This is a genomic window from Winogradskyella sp. (assembly GCF_003712105.1).
Taxonomy (GTDB): domain Bacteria; phylum Bacteroidota; class Bacteroidia; order Flavobacteriales; family Flavobacteriaceae; genus Winogradskyella.
This window is the reverse complement of the sequence record NZ_RHLG01000002.1, coordinates 374,195-391,870: the sequence shown is the minus strand read 5'-3', so window position 1 is coordinate 391,870 and position 17,676 is coordinate 374,195. Positions and strand designations below refer to the sequence as shown.

Sequence of the window (17,676 nt, the reverse complement as noted above, 5' to 3'; positions counted from 1 at the left end):
TAATTTTTCGACTATATGAAGCGATTACTATACTTCTTTATTTGTTTTGGAGTTTTAATGTTTTGGAGTTCTTGTCGTAACGATTTTGAATTTTCTCCAAGTACAGGAAATCTAGAATTTGCAAGAGACACGGTTTACTTGGATACTGTTTTTAATAACATTGGCTCTAGTACCTACAACCTAAAAGTGTATAACAGAAGTGATGATGATATTGTAATCCCAACAATTCAGTTAGAGCGTGGAATAGGCTCATTTTATAGATTAAATGTTGATGGTAGCACAGGAAACGAAGGTACACCTGAAGAAGGAAAAATTTTCGAAAATGTTGAATTATTGGCTAACGATAGTTTATTCATCTTTATAGAAACTACAATTGATATTAGCACACTGCCAACATCTGATACTGAATTTTTATATACTGATCGTATTTTATTTGATGGCGGAAGCAATCAGCAAGATGTGGATTTAGTGACCTTAGTCCGAGATGCGGTGTTTATATACCCGGATTTTCAAGGTAATAGTACCATGTTCGAAAATTTAAATTTTGATGTCGATGGTGATGGCATTGTTGATGAAACGGCCTTACCCGGACGATTTTTAACAACTTCAGAACTTACCTTTACCAATGAAAGACCCTATGTCATATACGGTTATGCTGCTGTAGATGAAGGTGAAACTTTAACTGTTGAGGCAGGTGCGCGAGTTCATTTTCATGCAGATTCTGGGATTTTGATAACTAATAATGCTACGCTTAATGTTAATGGTAGCACGAGTAGTGACCCAGAACTTTTAGAAAATGAAGTCATTTTTGAAGGTGATAGATTAGAACCCATTTTCTCGGATGTTCCTGGACAATGGGGCACAATTTATTTATTTAACGGTAGTGTCAATAACACCATTAATCACGCAACTATAAAAAATGCTACTATAGGGATATTAGCAGAAGGGGATGACGATTTACCGACAGATAAATTAACAATTACCAACTCGCAAATCTATAATACAAGTTCATTTGGAATTTTAGGAAGAGCGACTTCAATTACTGCTGAAAATGTAGTCATTAATAACTCTGGACAATCTTCTTTTGGAGGAACTGTTGGAGGAAAATACAATTTTACACATTGTACAATTGCTAACTACTGGAACAATAGCTTTAGACAATTCCCCGCAGTATTATTAAATGATTTTGCTCAAATTGATGAAAATACGATTGGTACAAATCCTTTAGCTGAAGCCAACTTTAATAATTGCATCATCTATGGAAATGATAATCCAGAATTTATACTGGATCAACTGGGTGATGATTTTAATTTTAAATTCTCTAACTGCCTGCTTCGTTTTGACAATAATAACCTAGAAGGCACTCCAAACTATGATTTCACAGATGTTACCTTCTACGAAAACAACATCTTTAATGAAGATCCGGATTTTGAAGCACCTTTTGAAAACTTAATGCGTATTGGTGAGGACTCTGGTGCAAATGGTATTGGCAGTTTGCTATTTGCAACACAAGTACCATTCGATTTATTAAACGAATCTAGAACAGCATCTCCGGATGCAGGTGCATATCAAAGTACTATTTTGGAGGATTAATTTTCTACAAATCATTATACATTACCACTTTTAAATTAGCGTCTAGTTTTTTTAACTCTTGGCTTACTGCTTTTGCATGGCCAGCACCAACTATAAGCACACTACGTTGTACATCATTTTTGCTTAGTACTTCTAGTATATTTTTAGCCATATTTACATTTCTGTCATCCCACTTTTTTTGTTGTAAGTCATAATCTTCTCCACTGAAGCCTTTAAATCTTAATGAGTTAACTCGGTAATACGCATCAAGTGTAGAAGGCTTATTGGTATATCTACCCAAAGACCAAGACGCGCCTGCAAATGCTGTTCCCCATGTATCTTTACGCATGGTCTTTTTAAAGGTTTTTTTTCCTTCTTCAGTTCCTTGTTTCAATGCACGTTGCCAAGCTGGCCAATAACCATTATATCCTTCATGACTATCTACACCATAAACAGATTTTAAATTTAGTTGGCGCATTAGCTGAAACGTTAAGTCTGGATTTTGGTTCCCATATGGTTTAAACTTTTTAGTGGCACCATGACGAGCAAAATAACCGTACATTCTATGATTACCTTGATCACCAATACTCAAATAGTAAGCCTGCAATTTTCTATATTGAAGACTATCAAGCTTAGTATTGGATGTGTTTAATAAGCTTGAGATTTCATTTTCATCATATGTGTAATTTTGACTCTTTTTAATATACGCGTCCTTAAATTTTGAATTCCACTCACCCATGGCTGCTGTATCACCAGTCTTAGAATATTCTGCCATTATTAGCTCTGGGTTATACTTCATTATTTTTTTTACCATAGGTTTATAAGCACGCTTTACAATTCCAGGTAATTGATGCATATCACCTACAATTAAAATTTCTTGCTGTTCCTGTGAAAATGAAACATTAGAGACGATTAATAAAACAAGTATTGATTTAAGTATATGTATTGTTTTCATAAGTTTTTGATGCATTTAAATTAGTGTTTAGCCAACCATTCATCTGTTGGTATTACTTCAAAATAAGGGTTAGTGTCAAAGAGGTTTTTAATAATTGGTATATGATCGCCACCCATTATTAAAACTATAGCGTCGTCATTTGCATAATCAACTTGGTTTATCATCTTAGTATAAATAAGTATGTTACGTCTATACCAATCTGCAATGACTTCTGCGCCAAGTAATGTATTTTCATCGTCGTAATTATAATAATCCGTACTACCTAATAAAGGCCAATTGGTAATGTAACTTGCATGAGAGGTATCCATAACCTTATCACTATTCAACCAACGTATATAATCTAGTAAGCTTTGGCTTTGCATTAAAGAGTCTTCATCAATAAAATCTTCTTGACGTCTTATGGTCCCAAAACGTTTTCGTTCTAAGACATCGTTCTGGTTATTTTCCTGTGCATATTCATAAGCTACTTTATTTAAAGACCCATATCTACCAGGATGATCACACAAGTAAACACTATCGTGCTTAAGCTGTTTTGCAACTCTAAAACCAACTTGAAAAATTTCATTCTTCACTTTAAGTGGCTTATTCATTTGCTTATACTTATCGTACAATGTGTTTATTTTATTTTGAAACTCATATTCAGGTTGGCGCTCTAAAAACACCTTATCAGGTTTCTGATTACTAATTATTTTACAGAGCTCTTCAATACTAGTCTGATGCTTAGCATCAAGTACATTATAAGTTGAGTCTGTCTGAGCAAAATGAAAAGTTCCTAATAGATATACTTTAACTGGATTGGTTTTTGAAGTTTGCTTGATTTCTGATTTAGATTCCAAATTGCTTTCACAACTTAAGACTGAAAGTATTACTAATACGATTACGTTTTGAATTCGATTTAACATAAATGACGGTTTTAATGTTGAAACAAAATTCTGATACTTAGCTGATAAAAAGAAAGACAATCTGTAAACCAAGTAAACACCTCGGTCAATTTTTAGCTAACTTTATATCATTTCCTCAAGATTAAGTTTACAGATAGAATTTTTTAGTTCACCGATAACTAATTCAATTAAGTTTATATTTAATTAGTTTCGCACTTATGAAAATCAATTTTAAAAAATTAGCGGTTTGGTTTTTTCTCTATTACATTATAACAGATGTTGTTAGAGAGATTATTAATTCTGGCTCTATAAGTAAAGTCATTGCATATCAGCTTCAGCCTAGAATTATTTTATTAACCATTTCTGTAGGGCTTATATTCTTCTTATTTACGCTTTCTGCTTATTTAATTTTTTATAAGAGACATAATAAAAACCCTTTTTTGAATAATATATTAACTACGCTTTTAGCAGCAGCTATTATTATTTGTTTAAGATATATTATAGAAGAAGTTGCCTTCAGATACTTATTTGGTTTTGGCAATTATAAGCAAGGTGTATCTTTAACCTACTATCTCGTTGATAATTTTTACTATGCGTTTCAGTATTGTTCTCTAGGAATCATCTATTACTTCTGGCAGTATTCAAAATTTAAGGATGAACGAACAAATCAATTGCTTTTAGAAAAGCAGCAAATGGAATTAGATTTATTACGATCTCAAACAAATCCTCATTTTTTATTTAATACGCTAAATAACATCTATGCTTTGGTACATACAAATTCTGACAAGGCATTAGGTGCAATCGAAAAGTTATCATCACTTTTAAGATATTCATTATACAAGACCAAAACGGATGTATCATTAGAGGATGAAATAGCTCAAATTAGAAATTTTATAGATTTAGAAAGTATAAGACATAAAAACCAACCAAATGTTAAGCTAAATATTGAAGGGTTAACCAAGTCTGTACGAATACCACAATTTATTCTACTACCATTTGTTGAAAATGCATTTAAACATGGTAAATTGCATAGTAATGAAAATCCAATAGCCATCAGCTTAAATATCTCTAACTCGATATTACGTTATTCTGTTATTAACGAAATCGAAGACAAGAAAAAAGATAAAGTCGGTGGTTTAGGATTAGACAACTTAAAAAAACGACTTGAGCTTTTATACTTGAACAAACATAAATTTTCTTGTAAAGCAGAACATAAATTATATACTGCACAACTAGAAATACCAATCGAATGACTTGTATTATAATAGATGATGAACCTTTAGCAGTTGACTTATTAACATCCTATGCTTCTAAGATTGAAGACTTAGAAGTCATTGGTAGTTTTAATAATCCTATTGATGCTCTAAAACTATTAAGAGAAACTGCTATAGATTTAGTATTCCTTGATATTCAAATGCCAGAGATTACTGGAGTAGAATTCAAGAAGATTATTAACCCCGATATTAAAGTCATTTTTACAACGGCATACTCAGAATATGCTCTTGAAAGTTATGACCTAAATGCCGTTGATTATTTACTAAAACCTATCACATTTCAACGTTTTTTAAAAGCAGTAGAAAAAGTTCAAAGCAAAAGTGCAAATGCAATTACTAATGAGAGTAACGACTATATATTTGTAAAAACTGAATATCGCCATCAAAAACTATTATTCTCAGATATCTTATATCTTAAAGGGCTTAGCGATTATGTAGCCATTCAGACCAATGATGGCAAAGTACTGACTTTACAAAACATGAAAGATTTTGAACAAATTTTACCTAATAATAAGTTTATTCGTGTTCATAAATCCTACATCGTAAGCTTAGAACATATAGAATATATAGAACGTAATCGGATAATTATTAACGGCGAACATTTACCCATTGGCGCAACATACAAAGATGCATTTTGGGATAAAATAAACGGATAGTTAAACATTAAATAAGGGTCTTTGAGACATTAACGCATTAACCTTTTCAGCCACAGCTTCAAGAACCGTTTCATCTTCGTAATTCATTAACACCTCGTCAATTAAATCAACCACATAAGCCATATCATCTTCTTTAAGACCTCGTGTTGTAATTGCTGGTGTACCAACTCTAATTCCTGACGTTACAAAAGGTGATTCGGTATCAAAAGGTACCATATTCTTATTTACAGTAATATCGGCCTTAACTAATGCCTGCTCAGCAGCTTTTCCTGTGATGTTTTTATTTCTTAAATCAATTAACATCATGTGGTTGTCTGTACCTCCAGAAATTAAATGATAATCTTTTGCAACAAAAGCTTGAGCCATTGCATCTGCATTTTTCTTTACCTGAAGCATGTAGTGCAAGAAATCGTCTTCTAAAGCTTCACCAAATGCTATAGCCTTAGCAGCTATAATATGCTCTAATGGACCACCTTGATTCCCTGGAAATACTCCTGAATCTAAAAGACCTGACATCTTACGTAAGTTGCCGTTCTTAAGTCGCAATCCAAATGGGTTTTCAAAATTCTCTCCCATTAGTATCATACCACCACGCGGTCCACGTAATGTCTTGTGAGTAGTAGTCGTAACAATATGGCAATGCGGCATAGGATCATTTAAAATGCCTTTAGCTATTAATCCAGCTGGGTGTGATATATCTGCTAATAAAATTGCTCCAACGTTATCTGCAACTTCTCTGAACTTGGCAAAATCAATATCCCTTGAATATGCGGAAGCACCGGCGATGATTAATTTTGGTCGTTCTTTCTCAGCGACATCAGATAACATATCATAATCAATACGGCCAGTGTCTTTTTTTACACCATAAAAGGTTGGTCTATATAATTTACCAGAAAAATTTACCGGCGAGCCATGTGTTAAGTGACCTCCGTGAGACAAATCAAACCCTAAAATAGTATCACCTGGTTTTAAGCAAGCGTGGTAAACTGCTGTATTTGCCTGACTTCCAGAATGCGGTTGCACATTAGCATATGCAGCACCAAATAATGTTTTTGCACGTTCTATTGCAATAGTTTCAACTTCATCTACAACTTCGCACCCACCATAGTAACGCTTACCTGGATAACCTTCAGCATACTTATTAGTCAATACAGAACCAGATGCTTCCATTACTTGCGGGCTAGTAAAATTCTCAGAAGCGATTAACTCAATTCCTTCAGTTTGTCGGTCTTTTTCAGCTTGTATTAATTCAAAAATTTGTTCGTCGCGTTGCATAGTCTATGTTAGGATGTTAAATGAAGACCAAAAATACAAATTACATTAGTTTTAATATGAAAAATCATGTAGATTTGGATAGAAATAATCAACATCTAATCAACAAATATCTTATGCCTCTATCAGCAAATAATCCAGACCGAATTTCGTGGTTACACGTTAATAAAGATTCTGATTTTCCGATACAAAATATTCCTTTTGGTGTATTCTTAACAAAAGAAGATATTATTACTATTGGTACTCGTATTGGTGATACTGCCATTGACCTTGGTGCCTTACATCAATTGGGTTATTTTGATGGTATTCCGCTTACGGACGATATCTTTTTACAAGATACACTCAATGATTTTATTGCTGATGGCCGCAAAACATGGCGCTTGGTAAGAAATCGAATTGCTGAGATTTTTGATGCTGAAAACACAACACTAAAACATAATAAGGCGCATAAAGAGACTATTTTATTCCGCTTAGATGAGATTGAAATGCAGTTACCAATATATATTGGTGATTATACAGATTTTTATGCTAGTAAAGAACATGCTACAAATGTTGGTACGATGTTTAGAGGTCCAGAAAATGCCTTAATGCCAAATTGGTTACACTTGCCAGTTGGTTATCACGGAAGAAGCTCTTCGATTATTCCTTCAGGTATTCCTATACATAGACCTCAGGGTCAAACCATACCTGCAGATAGTGACCAGCCAATATTTGGACCATCAAAACTTGTTGATTTTGAATTAGAAATGGCATTTATTACTACTGATGCAAACGATTTGGGAGAACCTATTCCTATTGAAGAAGCCGAAGAGTACATCTTTGGATTAGTATTATTTAATGATTGGTCTGCTCGTGATATCCAAAAATGGGAATATGTACCGCTAGGGCCATTCTTGGGAAAGAATTTTGCATCTTCAATGTCACCTTGGATTGTGACGCTTGATGCTCTAGAGCCTTTTAGAGTTGAAAGTCCTAAGCAAGACCCAAAACCACTCGAATATCTTCAAACTTCAGGAAAAAAGAGTTTTGATATTAATCTTGAAGCTGCAATTATGCCTAAAGGTGCGAAGGAAACTACGGTGTGCAAGTCTAATTTTAAGTACATGTATTGGAATATGGCACAGCAATTAGCACATCATACAGTTAATGGTTGTCCGGTAAATTCTGGTGATATGATGGGTAGTGGAACTATTTCTGGAGCTACTGAAGACTCCTATGGCTCTATGCTAGAACTTACATGGCGTGGTACAAAACCTATAAAAATGAAAGATGGTTCTGAGCGTAAATTTATAAATGATTACGATACCGTAATTATGCGTGGTTATTGTAAAAATGATGATGTACGCATTGGGTTTGGCTCTGTAAAAACGCAATTATTACCAGTATTTAACTCAAAGAAATCCAAGTAGTTATAATACGTATAATTTAAAAGTCCAGTTTTTTACTGGACTTTTTTAGTTTTGGCACACCAATTGAATTATACCAATTAATCTCGACTATCGAGTGAAACCTTAAAACTTACGATTATGAAAAGAACTACTCTAATGTTCGTAATAGTTGCGTTTTTAGTATCCTGTGGATCTAAAAAAAAGGTGGAACGCGCTTTAACCTCTGGCAACTACAATGAGGCCATTTACAAGGCCATTAAAAAATTGAGAACAAACAAAGATGCTAAGCGCAAGCAAGATTACATTTTATTGCTTAAGGATGCTTATGATAAGGCCAATGAGCGAGATGAAAATTCTATAGCGAGACTTAAGGCTAGTAATAATCCTGAATATTACAAGCGTATTTACGAGACATATAATGCTTTAGAAAAACGCCAGAATGCTGTAAGGCCTTTATTGCCATTAAGTATTAAAGGAAGAGAAGTTTATTTTGGCTATAATGATTACACAAGTGATATCGTTGAAGCTAGAGATAATGTATCTGGACATTATTATCAAAAAGGAATTCAACTCTTAGACACCAATGATAAGTTTCAAATTCGTGATGCATACAATACATTATCATATATTGAAGATATAAACCCAAATTACCAAAGTACACGTGCATTTATGGAAGAAGCTCATGTTCGTGGTACAGCACATGTGATTGTTGCAATAGAAAATCAGACAAATCAGGTTATTCCAAGACGTCTCGAAGATGCTTTACTTGATTTTAACACTTATGGTTTAGATCAGTTCTGGACACAATACCATGCTTTTGCAAATGACAGTTTGGATTACGATTATGCTATGCAGTTACAATTGGCTAGGATAAACATATCTCCTGAACAAGTTAGAGAACGAGAAGTTCTACGTCAACAACGTGTTAGAGACGGTTGGCAATATGTCTATGATGCTAATGGTAATGTTGCAAAAGATAGCCTTGGTAATGATATTAAAGAAGATAAGTTTATCACAGCTCGTGCTAGATTATTTCAGTTTGAACAATTTAAGCAATCAGAAATATTGGCTAATGTGGTATTTACAGATTTAAAATCTAACGAAACCATCGAACAATTTAATATTGATAGTGGTTTTGTATTTGAGAACTTTTATGCCACATTTAGAGGTGATAGAAGAGCTTTGACCCCAGATGATAGAGATTTGCTAAGAAATCGTCCTGTACCATTCCCTAGTAATGAGCAAATGGTATTTGACTCAGGTGAAGATTTAAAAGTAAGGCTTAAGGATATTATTGCCGATTATAAATTTTAATGATTTAAATTAGTGTCATATTGAGCACAGTCGAAATGTCTTTTTAAAATTTCTCGACTGCGCTCGAAATGACAACAGATAACTGCGCACCCAATAATGAAACTCGTATTTGCAACTAACAACCGTAATAAGCTTAAAGAAGTACAAACATTAGTACCTAAACACATAGAACTATTAAGTCTAGAAGATATTGGTTGTAAAGAAGATATCCCCGAAACACAACCTACAATTGAAGGTAATGCCATCCAAAAAGCAGAATACCTTAAAACTAATTATGGTTACGATTGCTTTGCAGATGATACCGGGTTGGAAGTCGATGCATTACATGGTGAACCTGGCGTATATTCTGCTAGATATGCAGGGTTACAACGAAATGCTAATGATAATATGAATAAGTTATTAGACAATCTTGAAGACAAAACCAATCGCGGTGCACAATTTAAAACTGTTATTGCATTACATCTCAATGGCGAATTAAAAACATTTACCGGTATTTGCCGAGGTGAAATCACACACGAAAAACATGGTGATAAAGGCTTTGGATACGATCCTATTTTTAAAGCCGAAGGCTACAACGAAACCTTTGCAGAAATTTCATTAGAACAGAAAAATAAGATTGGACATCGTGGGAAAGCTGTAAGGGGTTTAATTTCCCATTTAGACTCTATATAATTCAAACTCAAATAAAAGCGTATATTTGCACGCTGAAAGTCAATAGGAATGACTTTCTTTAATTCTCAGGGTGAGAATGTGTTACATGAAGTATTTAGGTTAATGTTATGTCGATACGCTTCAAAAAGTAACACACATAACATAATTGAATACAAAATTACGAATGAGCACATTCCAAGATTTAGGTCTTAATGACGACCTATTACAAGCAATCACAGATTTAGGGTTTACAAAACCAAGTGATGTACAACAAAAAGCCATACCGACTTTACTAGCTGAAGAACGCGATTTAGTAGCATTAGCTCAAACCGGTACAGGAAAAACTGCAGCGTTTGGGTTTCCGATGTTAGAAAAAATTGATATCAACAGCCGCACAACTCAAGGTCTTATCTTATCTCCTACTCGTGAGCTTTGCCTTCAGATAACAGCTGAATTAAAGCTTTATGGCAAATACTGCAAAGGACTTAATGTGGCTGCTATTTACGGTGGTGCAAGTATTACAGAACAAGCTAAGCAGGTCAAAAAAGGCGCACAAATTATTGTAGCGACACCTGGACGTATGAAAGATATGATTAGTAGAAAACTCGTTGATATTTCTAAAATACAATACAGTGTGCTTGATGAGGCCGATGAGATGTTAAACATGGGCTTTTACGAGGATATTACAAGTATTTTATCACATACTCCAGATGATAAAAGTACGTGGTTGTTTTCAGCGACCATGCCTCGTGAAGTAGCTTCTATTGCAAAAAAGTTTATGTACGACCCAATAGAAATTACGGTTGGCAATAAAAATGAAAGCACTAAAAATGTATCGCATGAGTACTATTTGGTTAATGCACGTGATCGTTATTTGGCATTAAAACGTTTAGCGGATGCTAATCCAGATATATTCTCAGTGATTTTTTGTAGAACAAAACGAGATACTCAAAAAGTAGCTGAAAAATTAGTTGAAGATGGTTATAGTGCTGGCGCACTTCATGGTGATTTAAGTCAAAATCAACGTGATCTGGTCATGAAGGCATTCCGTAATAAACAGATACAAATGCTTGTGGCTACAGATGTAGCTGCTCGTGGTATTGATGTAGATGATATAACACATGTTATCAATTATCAACTACCAGACGAGATTGAAACTTATACGCACCGTTCTGGGCGTACAGGTCGCGCCGGTAAAACAGGTGTGTCGATGGTTATAGTATCTAAGAGTGAAGTACGAAAAATTAAAAGTATTGAGCGCATTATAAAAAAGCAGTTTGAGAAAAAGAATATTCCATCCGGAATGGAAATCTGCAAAGTACAGTTAATGAGTTTAGCCAATAAGGTGCATAATACTGAAGCAAATCATGAAATAGACAGTTACTTACCTAGTATTAACGAATTGTTTAACAATACTGATAAAGATGAACTCATTAAAAAATTCTTCTCAGTTGAGTTCACTAGATTCTTTAACTACTATCAGAAATCCAAAGACTTAAATGTATCTGATTCTGGCGGTGATGGCAGAGATTACAGTAAGTCGTCTAACGATACGCGCTATTTTATTAATGTAGGTCGGAAAGATGGTTATGATTGGATGAGCTTAAAGGATTTCTTGAAAGAAGTCCTTGAATTAGGTCGTGATGATGTCTTTAAAGTTGATGTAAAGGATAGTTTTTCATTCTTCAATACTGAAAAGGAAAACGAGCAAAAAGTGCTTGATTTCTTTACAGATTTTAAATATAACGGGCGTTTTGTTAATGTAGAAATTAGCGAAAATAAAGGTCGTAGTGGAGGAAAACGCCGTGATAGAGATCGTGGAAGACGTCGTAATCACGATAAGCCAAAGGGTGAAAGACGTTCACGTCGTTCTAAAGATACTGGTGAAAGAACAACTAATAAACGTAGGCGTTCTTCAGTTTCGAACAGACCAAGACGGTCTAGAAGAAAATAAGGTTTGAATTAATTTCTGCATACTTTTTGTAAGCATGTTGTTAATATTTAGTCAAATCTACTGAAGGCAACCAACAAAATGCGTTTTGTTTAGTACCTTTACCGAGTAACGATGCAGATGAGAATATACCTTTGTACCATATTATGTTGTTTTGGATTTTTATCCTTTTCCCAAGATTCTAATGACAATGGCGAACCTACAAGAGTACAAGCTACAATTATTAGCAGTACTACCAGAGAACCGCTTGCAGATGCCAATATTGTTAATTTAAATCAAGTTATAGGAACAACGACTAATGAAGATGGTGTATTCGACATCAGAGCTAAAGTCAATGACACATTACACTTATCTTATATTGGTTATAAGTCTATAAAAGTTCGTGTTACCAACGACTGGATTAAATATGGTAATACTGAAATTGAAATGACAGACTTAGCACTTGCTCTTGAAGAAGTTGTGGTCAATCAGTTAAAACTTACAGGTTATCTTGAAGTTGATATTAAGCAAATTCCTATACGCTCAAATAACCGCTTTAGAATTTCTGGAATACCTAATCAGGGTTATGAAGGTGGAACTACCAATGTAGTTAATAAGGTATTAGGTGCTATTTTCAATCCTGCAGATTTTATGTATAAGATGTTTGGTAAAAAACAAACTCAGATGCGTAAGCTAAAGGAAATGAAAAAGGATGATGAGATTCGAAACCAACTTGCAAAGCGTTATGACCGTGAGATGCTTACTGTGTTGCTTCAGGTTGACAAATATGATTTGGATGAAATTGTAAACCAATGCAATTACTCTAGAGATTTTATCAGAACAGCAAACGACCTTCAGGTTCTAGATGCAATTAGTGAATGTTACGAAGAATACAAAGTTTTAAATCGTAATAGTGATCGTAAGCGTGGTAAAAAGAAAGTATCTCCATAAACAATTACTCTTTTGAGTGCAAGGCTACTCTATTACCTTCAGAATCTATAAATACACCCATAAAACCATGCTCATCCGATATTTTGGTTTTCTCTTGATAGATCTCTCCTCCAGCTGCTGATACTCTGCTCAATTCATTTGTAACGTTGTTACTCATAAAATATACTAATGTACCTTCTTTACTAGGTACATAAGTATCTTGTTTTATAAGTGTCCCTGTAGCGCCATAGGCGCCATTATTATTTGGAAACCAACCCATTTTTAAACCTCCAAAATCAACTTCTTGTATTTCAATGTCAAAAACCGATTCGTAGAAGGCTTTGGCTCTTGCCATATTATTAACAGGAATTTCAAACCAACCTACCATAAAATATTATTTAGATTCTAGTATTCTTTTCAATTCACTCAAGCCTTCTTCAAAATCTTTTCCTACCGATTTATCCATATTAAAAAACAAAAAGAAAATATTTGAAGGTGGTTTATTCACGCCCGAAAATCCCCAAATAACTTCAGTTGAATTATCATCAACACTCCGGGTTGTTAAATACGCATCGGATTGTGATTTCCATGGTTTAAAAAAACGCAATTGGCTATTAATAGACTTGTTTTCAGTTATCGAGACAATCTCCTGTTCTCCTGTGCCTACGTCTTTATTACCTTCCCATTTTGATATAAAACCTATTTCTCCATCTGTGCCAGTAAACTCTTGTTTCATGTTTGGATCTTTCTTTTTCCATGGTGACCAATCATTCTGATTTTTAATATACCGCATGTAATCAAACACCTCATTTACAGGTTTATTTACCGTAATACTTCTACTCACATGATAAGATTTTGGCGCTATCATTGCTAAGAGTATTACTATAGCAATTAAGGCCAGAATTATGTATAGGATAATCATCATTATAGTTTGATTTAGTTAGTATTTAAAAGTACAAAAAATACAATTATGCATTATACCGTTCCACGATTGCGTCATAATTTTTAATCGTCTTTTTAATCCAATCGAATCGTTTTGTTATTAATTCTTCATCAGTGAGTTTCCAATCAATAGCTGACGTTCTTAATTTTGAAGTAACGTGTTGTAAAATTATAGCTGCAGATACGGAGATATTTAAACTCTCTGTAAAGCCTACCATCGGGATTTTTAAAAAACAATCTGCATTTTCCAAAACATAATCCGATAAGCCTTCTGTTTCTCTTCCGAAAACAAAGCACGATTTTTTAGTTATATTAAAATCTATAAGTTCGCAATCATCTTTATGTGGTGTAGTAGCCACAATTTGGTAACCTTTCGATTTTAAATCCTCAATACAAGTTTTGGCACTATTGTATCGATTAAGGTCTACCCACTTTTGTGCGCCCATAGCAATTTCTCGGTCAACACGTTTTGAGTTGACTTCTTCTATTACATTAACCTCTTGTATGCCAAAAACATCGCAAGAGCGAATCACAGCACTAGTATTGTGCAACTGATATACATCTTCTGTAGCTACGGTAAAGTGCTTGGTTCTTTGAGATAAGACTTTAGCAAACCGCTGTCGTCTGTTTTCAGTGAGATAAGATTCAAGATATTTTAGAAGTTCAATGTCTGGCATAAACCAAAAATATAAAATAATGCGCATCACTATATAATGATTACTTTTATAATATGAAGAAACACATTGTTGTATTAACTGGCGCAGGTATGAGCGCCGAAAGCGGAATCAAGACCTTTAGAGATGCTGATGGACTTTGGGAAGGTCATGATGTTATGGAAGTCGCTTCACCTCAAGGTTTTAAAGCAAATCCTGCTTTAGTCTTAGATTTTTATAATCAGAGAAGACGTCAATTAAAAGCCGTAAAGCCTAATGCTGCCCATTATAAACTCGCCGAACTAGAAAGCAAATATAAGGTCTCAATAGTAACTCAAAATGTTGATGATTTGCACGAACGTGCTGGGAGTACTAATGTACTACATCTTCATGGCGAATTACGAAAAATAAGAAGCTCTGGTAACCCAAAAGATATTACCCATTGGGAAGACGATATTAATCTTGGTGACTTATGCAAAAACGGATATCAATTGCGTCCGCATATTGTATGGTTTGGTGAAGATGTACCAATGATTGAAAATGCCATTTCAATTTGTGAAACGGCTGATATTCTATTCATTATTGGTACAAGTATGCAAGTTTATCCTGCTGCTAGTCTAGTTAATTTTGTTAATTCTGATGTACCTATATATTATATTGACCCTAATCCTGCTACAATACACAACTTGCGAGTGACCACAATTGCCAAACCAGCAACAACTGGTTTACTTGATGCTATAGGATTACTTAAAGAGTAATGTTATTACCACGACTACAATTAACATTACTAGTTTAATCATCATCAGTAAGTTTAAAAAATTCGTTTACTGGTTTATTAAATATCCGTGATAGTTTAAGTGCTAATACTGTTGATGGCACATATCTATTAGCCTCAATAGAATTTATAGTCTGACGTGACACTCCTATTTTTGCTGCCAAATCGCCTTGCGTAAGGTTTAAAATGGCACGTTCTACTTTTATAGTATTCTCCATTATCTGTAGCGCTTTAAAACATGGTAACACATAAGTTGCACCAAAAGCATAAATAATAATACCTGAAAATCCCCTAAGTTTTTAAAGGTTTCATTGCCTTCATTAACAACACTAGAAACACCAAACTCAACATACGGCATAATTAAGGCATAGATAACGCCAGTAACAAATGCCCAAGCATAAGATTGCATGCGCAACTGAACAATCATTTCATCTTCTTCTTTATCTCTGGTTATGGACATAATTAGCATTCCAACCAAAAGTACTTTTTGCAGAGCAAATCGAATAGTTTCGGAGTCTTCGCCAAATAACGGTTTACGTAAAAACATAAACACGATGGCAATTAAAGCTAATACTATACCAACTGTCATAAACTGACGTGGAAGTCTAAAATTGATTAATTTTTGTAGCGCACGTTGCTCTTTCTGCATATAACATTCTGTTTTCATAATTGACAAATATATTTTATAATTAGTAAAATTATTTTTACCATATGACAAATATACTTTACATTTTAAAATTTTCAAAACCCTTAACAAATTTTTGACAAAATGAAATTTTTAGGCGAACTTGTAAACAGTATGAGTATCATTAAAAATTTAAGAAAAACTTCTGGTCTTACACAATCAGAACTTGCTAAGCAATCTTCATTATCATTGCGCACAATACAACGATTAGAGTCTAGTAATAATATGCCTAAAGGTTATACGCTTCAAGCATTAGCAAAGGTATTTAATATAGCTCCAGAAGCGATTCAGGATGAGTTTAAAGCTGCTAAACTTAGCAACAATGATGATATTACTAAGATTCGATTTATTAATCTATCGGTGCTTTCTTTTATTGGTATCCCATTTGGCAACATTTTAGTACCATTTATACTGTGGTGGAGAAATCGTAAGTCTAAACATGTAGATGAAATAGGTAGGCGAATCATTAATTTTCAAATCCTATTTACTGTAGTACTTTCAATACTTTTAAGCCTTTCACCATTTATTAGCCGAAAATTGTTTTCTAACACATCGGTTATTTTATATGTTCTATTCTTTTCATACCTATTCAATATTGTTCTGGTTTTTGTAATTGCTAGAAAATTACAACACAAGGATTTTAATTTCTTAAACTTTAAACTTCGCCTCATTTAAATATTAAAAACTGAAATTGACGTAAAATTGGCGGTAAAAAACCGTCAGTTTATAAGTGATTTTGATATTATTTTGTTCTTGTAGATTTCACTATCTACCAACATTTCATCAAATCAAAATCATCATGAAGAAAAAAATTGGCTATGCCTTACTTATTATTTTAGTCGTAATCATTTCTGTTGGTTATTATTATATCAGAAAGTTTAATAATGCATTTTTTGCAGAGAAAACTAACTACTTAACTTATAGTTACGAGTCTAAACCAATTCATTTTGATTGGGTTATTAATTCAAAAGGTTCTGGTGGATATATTGAACCTCAAGCCGCAATTATATTTCCTGTAAAAATTAATGGACTTTCACATCGGTTCCATTTGCAGTTCGATACAGGTGCACCACACTCATACATCTACGAGAATGATTTAAAATCTTTACGGGCACTAGGTATTGATATCAAAGAAGTTGAAAAGAATGGTGATCGTTTCGTAGAGCAAATAGAATTTCAATTAGACAGCAATAATATAAAAGCCTCAATGGTAAAAATATTACCAAATTATGGACACTCCTTTGATAAAAACGATACCATATCAAAAATAGGAATTGGCACTATCGGCAGTGACTTTATTACAAATAAAATCTCGTCCATAGACTTTAAAAATCAAACATTAGAGTTATATAACCAACGACCTAATTGGATGCAAACACTACCAGAGTTTAAGCCATTCGACTTTACTGGTAGGCGAATTATGTTACCAACAAAAATAAAAGACAAAGAATACGAGCTGTTTTACGATTCAGGCTGCAGTGCGTTTGGTATAATAACCATAAAAAGTAGGTTTGATGATTATGTAGATGAAAATGCAGCTGTGATAACTTATAACGCCAAAAGCTGGAATAGCAGTATACCAATAACCAGCGCAGCTAGTAGTGAACCTATAACACTTGGTAATACTGAATTAAGCCTAAAACGCGTAAGCTATATAGATATGTATACAGCGATGCAGCCAATTGCAACCCCTTTTACCCGAATTGGTGGTTGGCTTGGTAACCAACCCTTTAATGAAAGTACCTTAATTCTCGACACACAAAAGGAAGAGTTTATAGTAGTAGAGTCTGAATAATAT

At 33.9% G+C, this 17,676-nt stretch carries 19 protein-coding genes; 11 read left to right on the top strand and 8 right to left on the bottom strand.

The features are described from left to right. Positions 1-15 precede the first annotated feature (15 nt). The gene (locus ED556_RS06275) at positions 16-1,593 is read left to right on the top strand and encodes a hypothetical protein (protein WP_296320844.1); all 1,578 of its coding nucleotides are present in this window, start codon (positions 16-18) and stop codon (positions 1,591-1,593) included. A gap of 4 nt (positions 1,594-1,597) precedes the next feature. Here the strand turns inward: ED556_RS06275 and ED556_RS06270 are convergent, their stop codons facing one another. After that, on the bottom strand, positions 1,598-2,527 hold the full coding sequence (locus ED556_RS06270; RefSeq protein WP_296320841.1) for a DUF5694 domain-containing protein: 930 nt from the start codon (positions 2,525-2,527) through the stop codon (positions 1,598-1,600). 20 nt (positions 2,528-2,547) lie between these two features. After that, positions 2,548-3,429, bottom strand: coding sequence for a DUF5694 domain-containing protein (locus tag ED556_RS06265; protein ID WP_296320839.1), 882 nt, complete (start codon positions 3,427-3,429; stop codon positions 2,548-2,550). 197 nt (positions 3,430-3,626) lie between these two features. Between ED556_RS06265 and ED556_RS06260 the strand changes: the two genes are divergently transcribed. Beyond that, positions 3,627-4,661: a histidine kinase gene (locus ED556_RS06260; protein WP_296320836.1), complete on the top strand. Its 1,035-nt coding sequence runs from the start codon at positions 3,627-3,629 to the stop codon at positions 4,659-4,661. Next, complete coding sequence (locus ED556_RS06255; RefSeq protein WP_296320833.1) at positions 4,658-5,338, top strand: LytTR family DNA-binding domain-containing protein; 681 nt, start codon at positions 4,658-4,660, stop codon at positions 5,336-5,338. Before ED556_RS06260 ends, ED556_RS06255 begins: the two co-directional genes overlap by 4 nt. Here ED556_RS06255 and glyA read toward each other — a convergent pair whose 3' ends face one another. Beyond that, the gene (gene glyA / locus ED556_RS06250) at positions 5,339-6,613 is read right to left on the bottom strand and encodes a serine hydroxymethyltransferase (RefSeq protein WP_296320830.1); all 1,275 of its coding nucleotides are present in this window, start codon (positions 6,611-6,613) and stop codon (positions 5,339-5,341) included. It lies immediately after the preceding gene. A gap of 113 nt (positions 6,614-6,726) precedes the next feature. Between glyA and fahA the strand changes: the two genes are divergently transcribed. The 5 genes from fahA (at position 6,727) to ED556_RS06225 (ending at position 12,844) form a co-directional block, all read left to right on the top strand. Continuing rightward, entirely contained in the window at positions 6,727-8,019 is a 1,293-nt protein-coding gene (gene fahA / locus ED556_RS06245) for a fumarylacetoacetase (protein ID WP_296321763.1), read from the top strand. Between the two features lie 117 nt (positions 8,020-8,136). Then, positions 8,137-9,312 (top strand): hypothetical protein, encoded by a 1,176-nt coding sequence (locus ED556_RS06240; RefSeq protein WP_296320829.1) that lies wholly within the window; start codon positions 8,137-8,139, stop codon positions 9,310-9,312. Positions 9,313-9,408: 96 nt separating this feature from the next. After that, the gene (locus ED556_RS06235; RefSeq protein WP_296320826.1) at positions 9,409-9,984 is read left to right on the top strand and encodes a non-canonical purine NTP diphosphatase; all 576 of its coding nucleotides are present in this window, start codon (positions 9,409-9,411) and stop codon (positions 9,982-9,984) included. A gap of 163 nt (positions 9,985-10,147) precedes the next feature. After that, positions 10,148-11,917, top strand: a complete 1,770-nt coding sequence (locus ED556_RS06230; RefSeq protein WP_296320821.1) for a DEAD/DEAH box helicase — start codon at positions 10,148-10,150, stop codon at positions 11,915-11,917. 117 nt (positions 11,918-12,034) lie between these two features. Then, positions 12,035-12,844 carry a carboxypeptidase-like regulatory domain-containing protein gene (locus tag ED556_RS06225; protein WP_296320818.1) on the top strand — a complete coding sequence of 270 codons (810 nt, stop codon included), beginning with the start codon at positions 12,035-12,037 and terminating at the stop codon, positions 12,842-12,844. Positions 12,845-12,848: 4 nt separating this feature from the next. On the opposite strand, the gene ED556_RS06220 is transcribed toward ED556_RS06225, so the two are convergent. Genes ED556_RS06220 through ED556_RS06210 form a run of 3 tightly spaced genes read right to left on the bottom strand, consistent with a single transcriptional unit; the run spans position 12,849 to position 14,442 of the window. Next, positions 12,849-13,211, bottom strand: coding sequence for a VOC family protein (locus ED556_RS06220; protein WP_296320815.1), 363 nt, complete (start codon positions 13,209-13,211; stop codon positions 12,849-12,851). Positions 13,212-13,217: 6 nt separating this feature from the next. Further along, positions 13,218-13,748, bottom strand: a complete 531-nt coding sequence (locus ED556_RS06215) for an SRPBCC family protein (RefSeq protein ID WP_296320813.1) — start codon at positions 13,746-13,748, stop codon at positions 13,218-13,220. A 43-nt stretch (positions 13,749-13,791) separates the two neighbouring features. Next, positions 13,792-14,442 (bottom strand): RNA methyltransferase, encoded by a 651-nt coding sequence (locus tag ED556_RS06210; protein ID WP_296320810.1) that lies wholly within the window; start codon positions 14,440-14,442, stop codon positions 13,792-13,794. Between the two features lie 53 nt (positions 14,443-14,495). Here ED556_RS06210 and ED556_RS06205 point away from each other — a divergent pair, with 53 nt between their 5' ends. After that, on the top strand, positions 14,496-15,176 hold the full coding sequence (locus ED556_RS06205) for an NAD-dependent deacylase (protein ID WP_296320807.1): 681 nt from the start codon (positions 14,496-14,498) through the stop codon (positions 15,174-15,176). Between the two features lie 34 nt (positions 15,177-15,210). Here ED556_RS06205 and ED556_RS06200 read toward each other — a convergent pair whose 3' ends face one another. Both ED556_RS06200 and ED556_RS06195 read right to left on the bottom strand, forming a co-directional pair. Further along, the gene (locus ED556_RS06200) at positions 15,211-15,411 is read right to left on the bottom strand and encodes a helix-turn-helix transcriptional regulator (protein ID WP_296320804.1); all 201 of its coding nucleotides are present in this window, start codon (positions 15,409-15,411) and stop codon (positions 15,211-15,213) included. Beyond that, the gene (locus tag ED556_RS06195; protein ID WP_296320801.1) at positions 15,411-15,860 is read right to left on the bottom strand and encodes a hypothetical protein; all 450 of its coding nucleotides are present in this window, start codon (positions 15,858-15,860) and stop codon (positions 15,411-15,413) included. Before ED556_RS06195 ends, ED556_RS06200 begins: the two co-directional genes overlap by 1 nt. 102 nt (positions 15,861-15,962) lie before the next feature. Between ED556_RS06195 and ED556_RS06190 the strand changes: the two genes are divergently transcribed. Both ED556_RS06190 and ED556_RS06185 read left to right on the top strand, forming a co-directional pair. Next, positions 15,963-16,553 carry a helix-turn-helix domain-containing protein gene (locus ED556_RS06190; RefSeq protein ID WP_296320799.1) on the top strand — a complete coding sequence of 197 codons (591 nt, stop codon included), beginning with the start codon at positions 15,963-15,965 and terminating at the stop codon, positions 16,551-16,553. A gap of 124 nt (positions 16,554-16,677) precedes the next feature. Continuing rightward, the gene (locus ED556_RS06185) at positions 16,678-17,673 is read left to right on the top strand and encodes a hypothetical protein (RefSeq protein ID WP_296320795.1); all 996 of its coding nucleotides are present in this window, start codon (positions 16,678-16,680) and stop codon (positions 17,671-17,673) included. Positions 17,674-17,676: the final 3 nt, after the last annotated feature.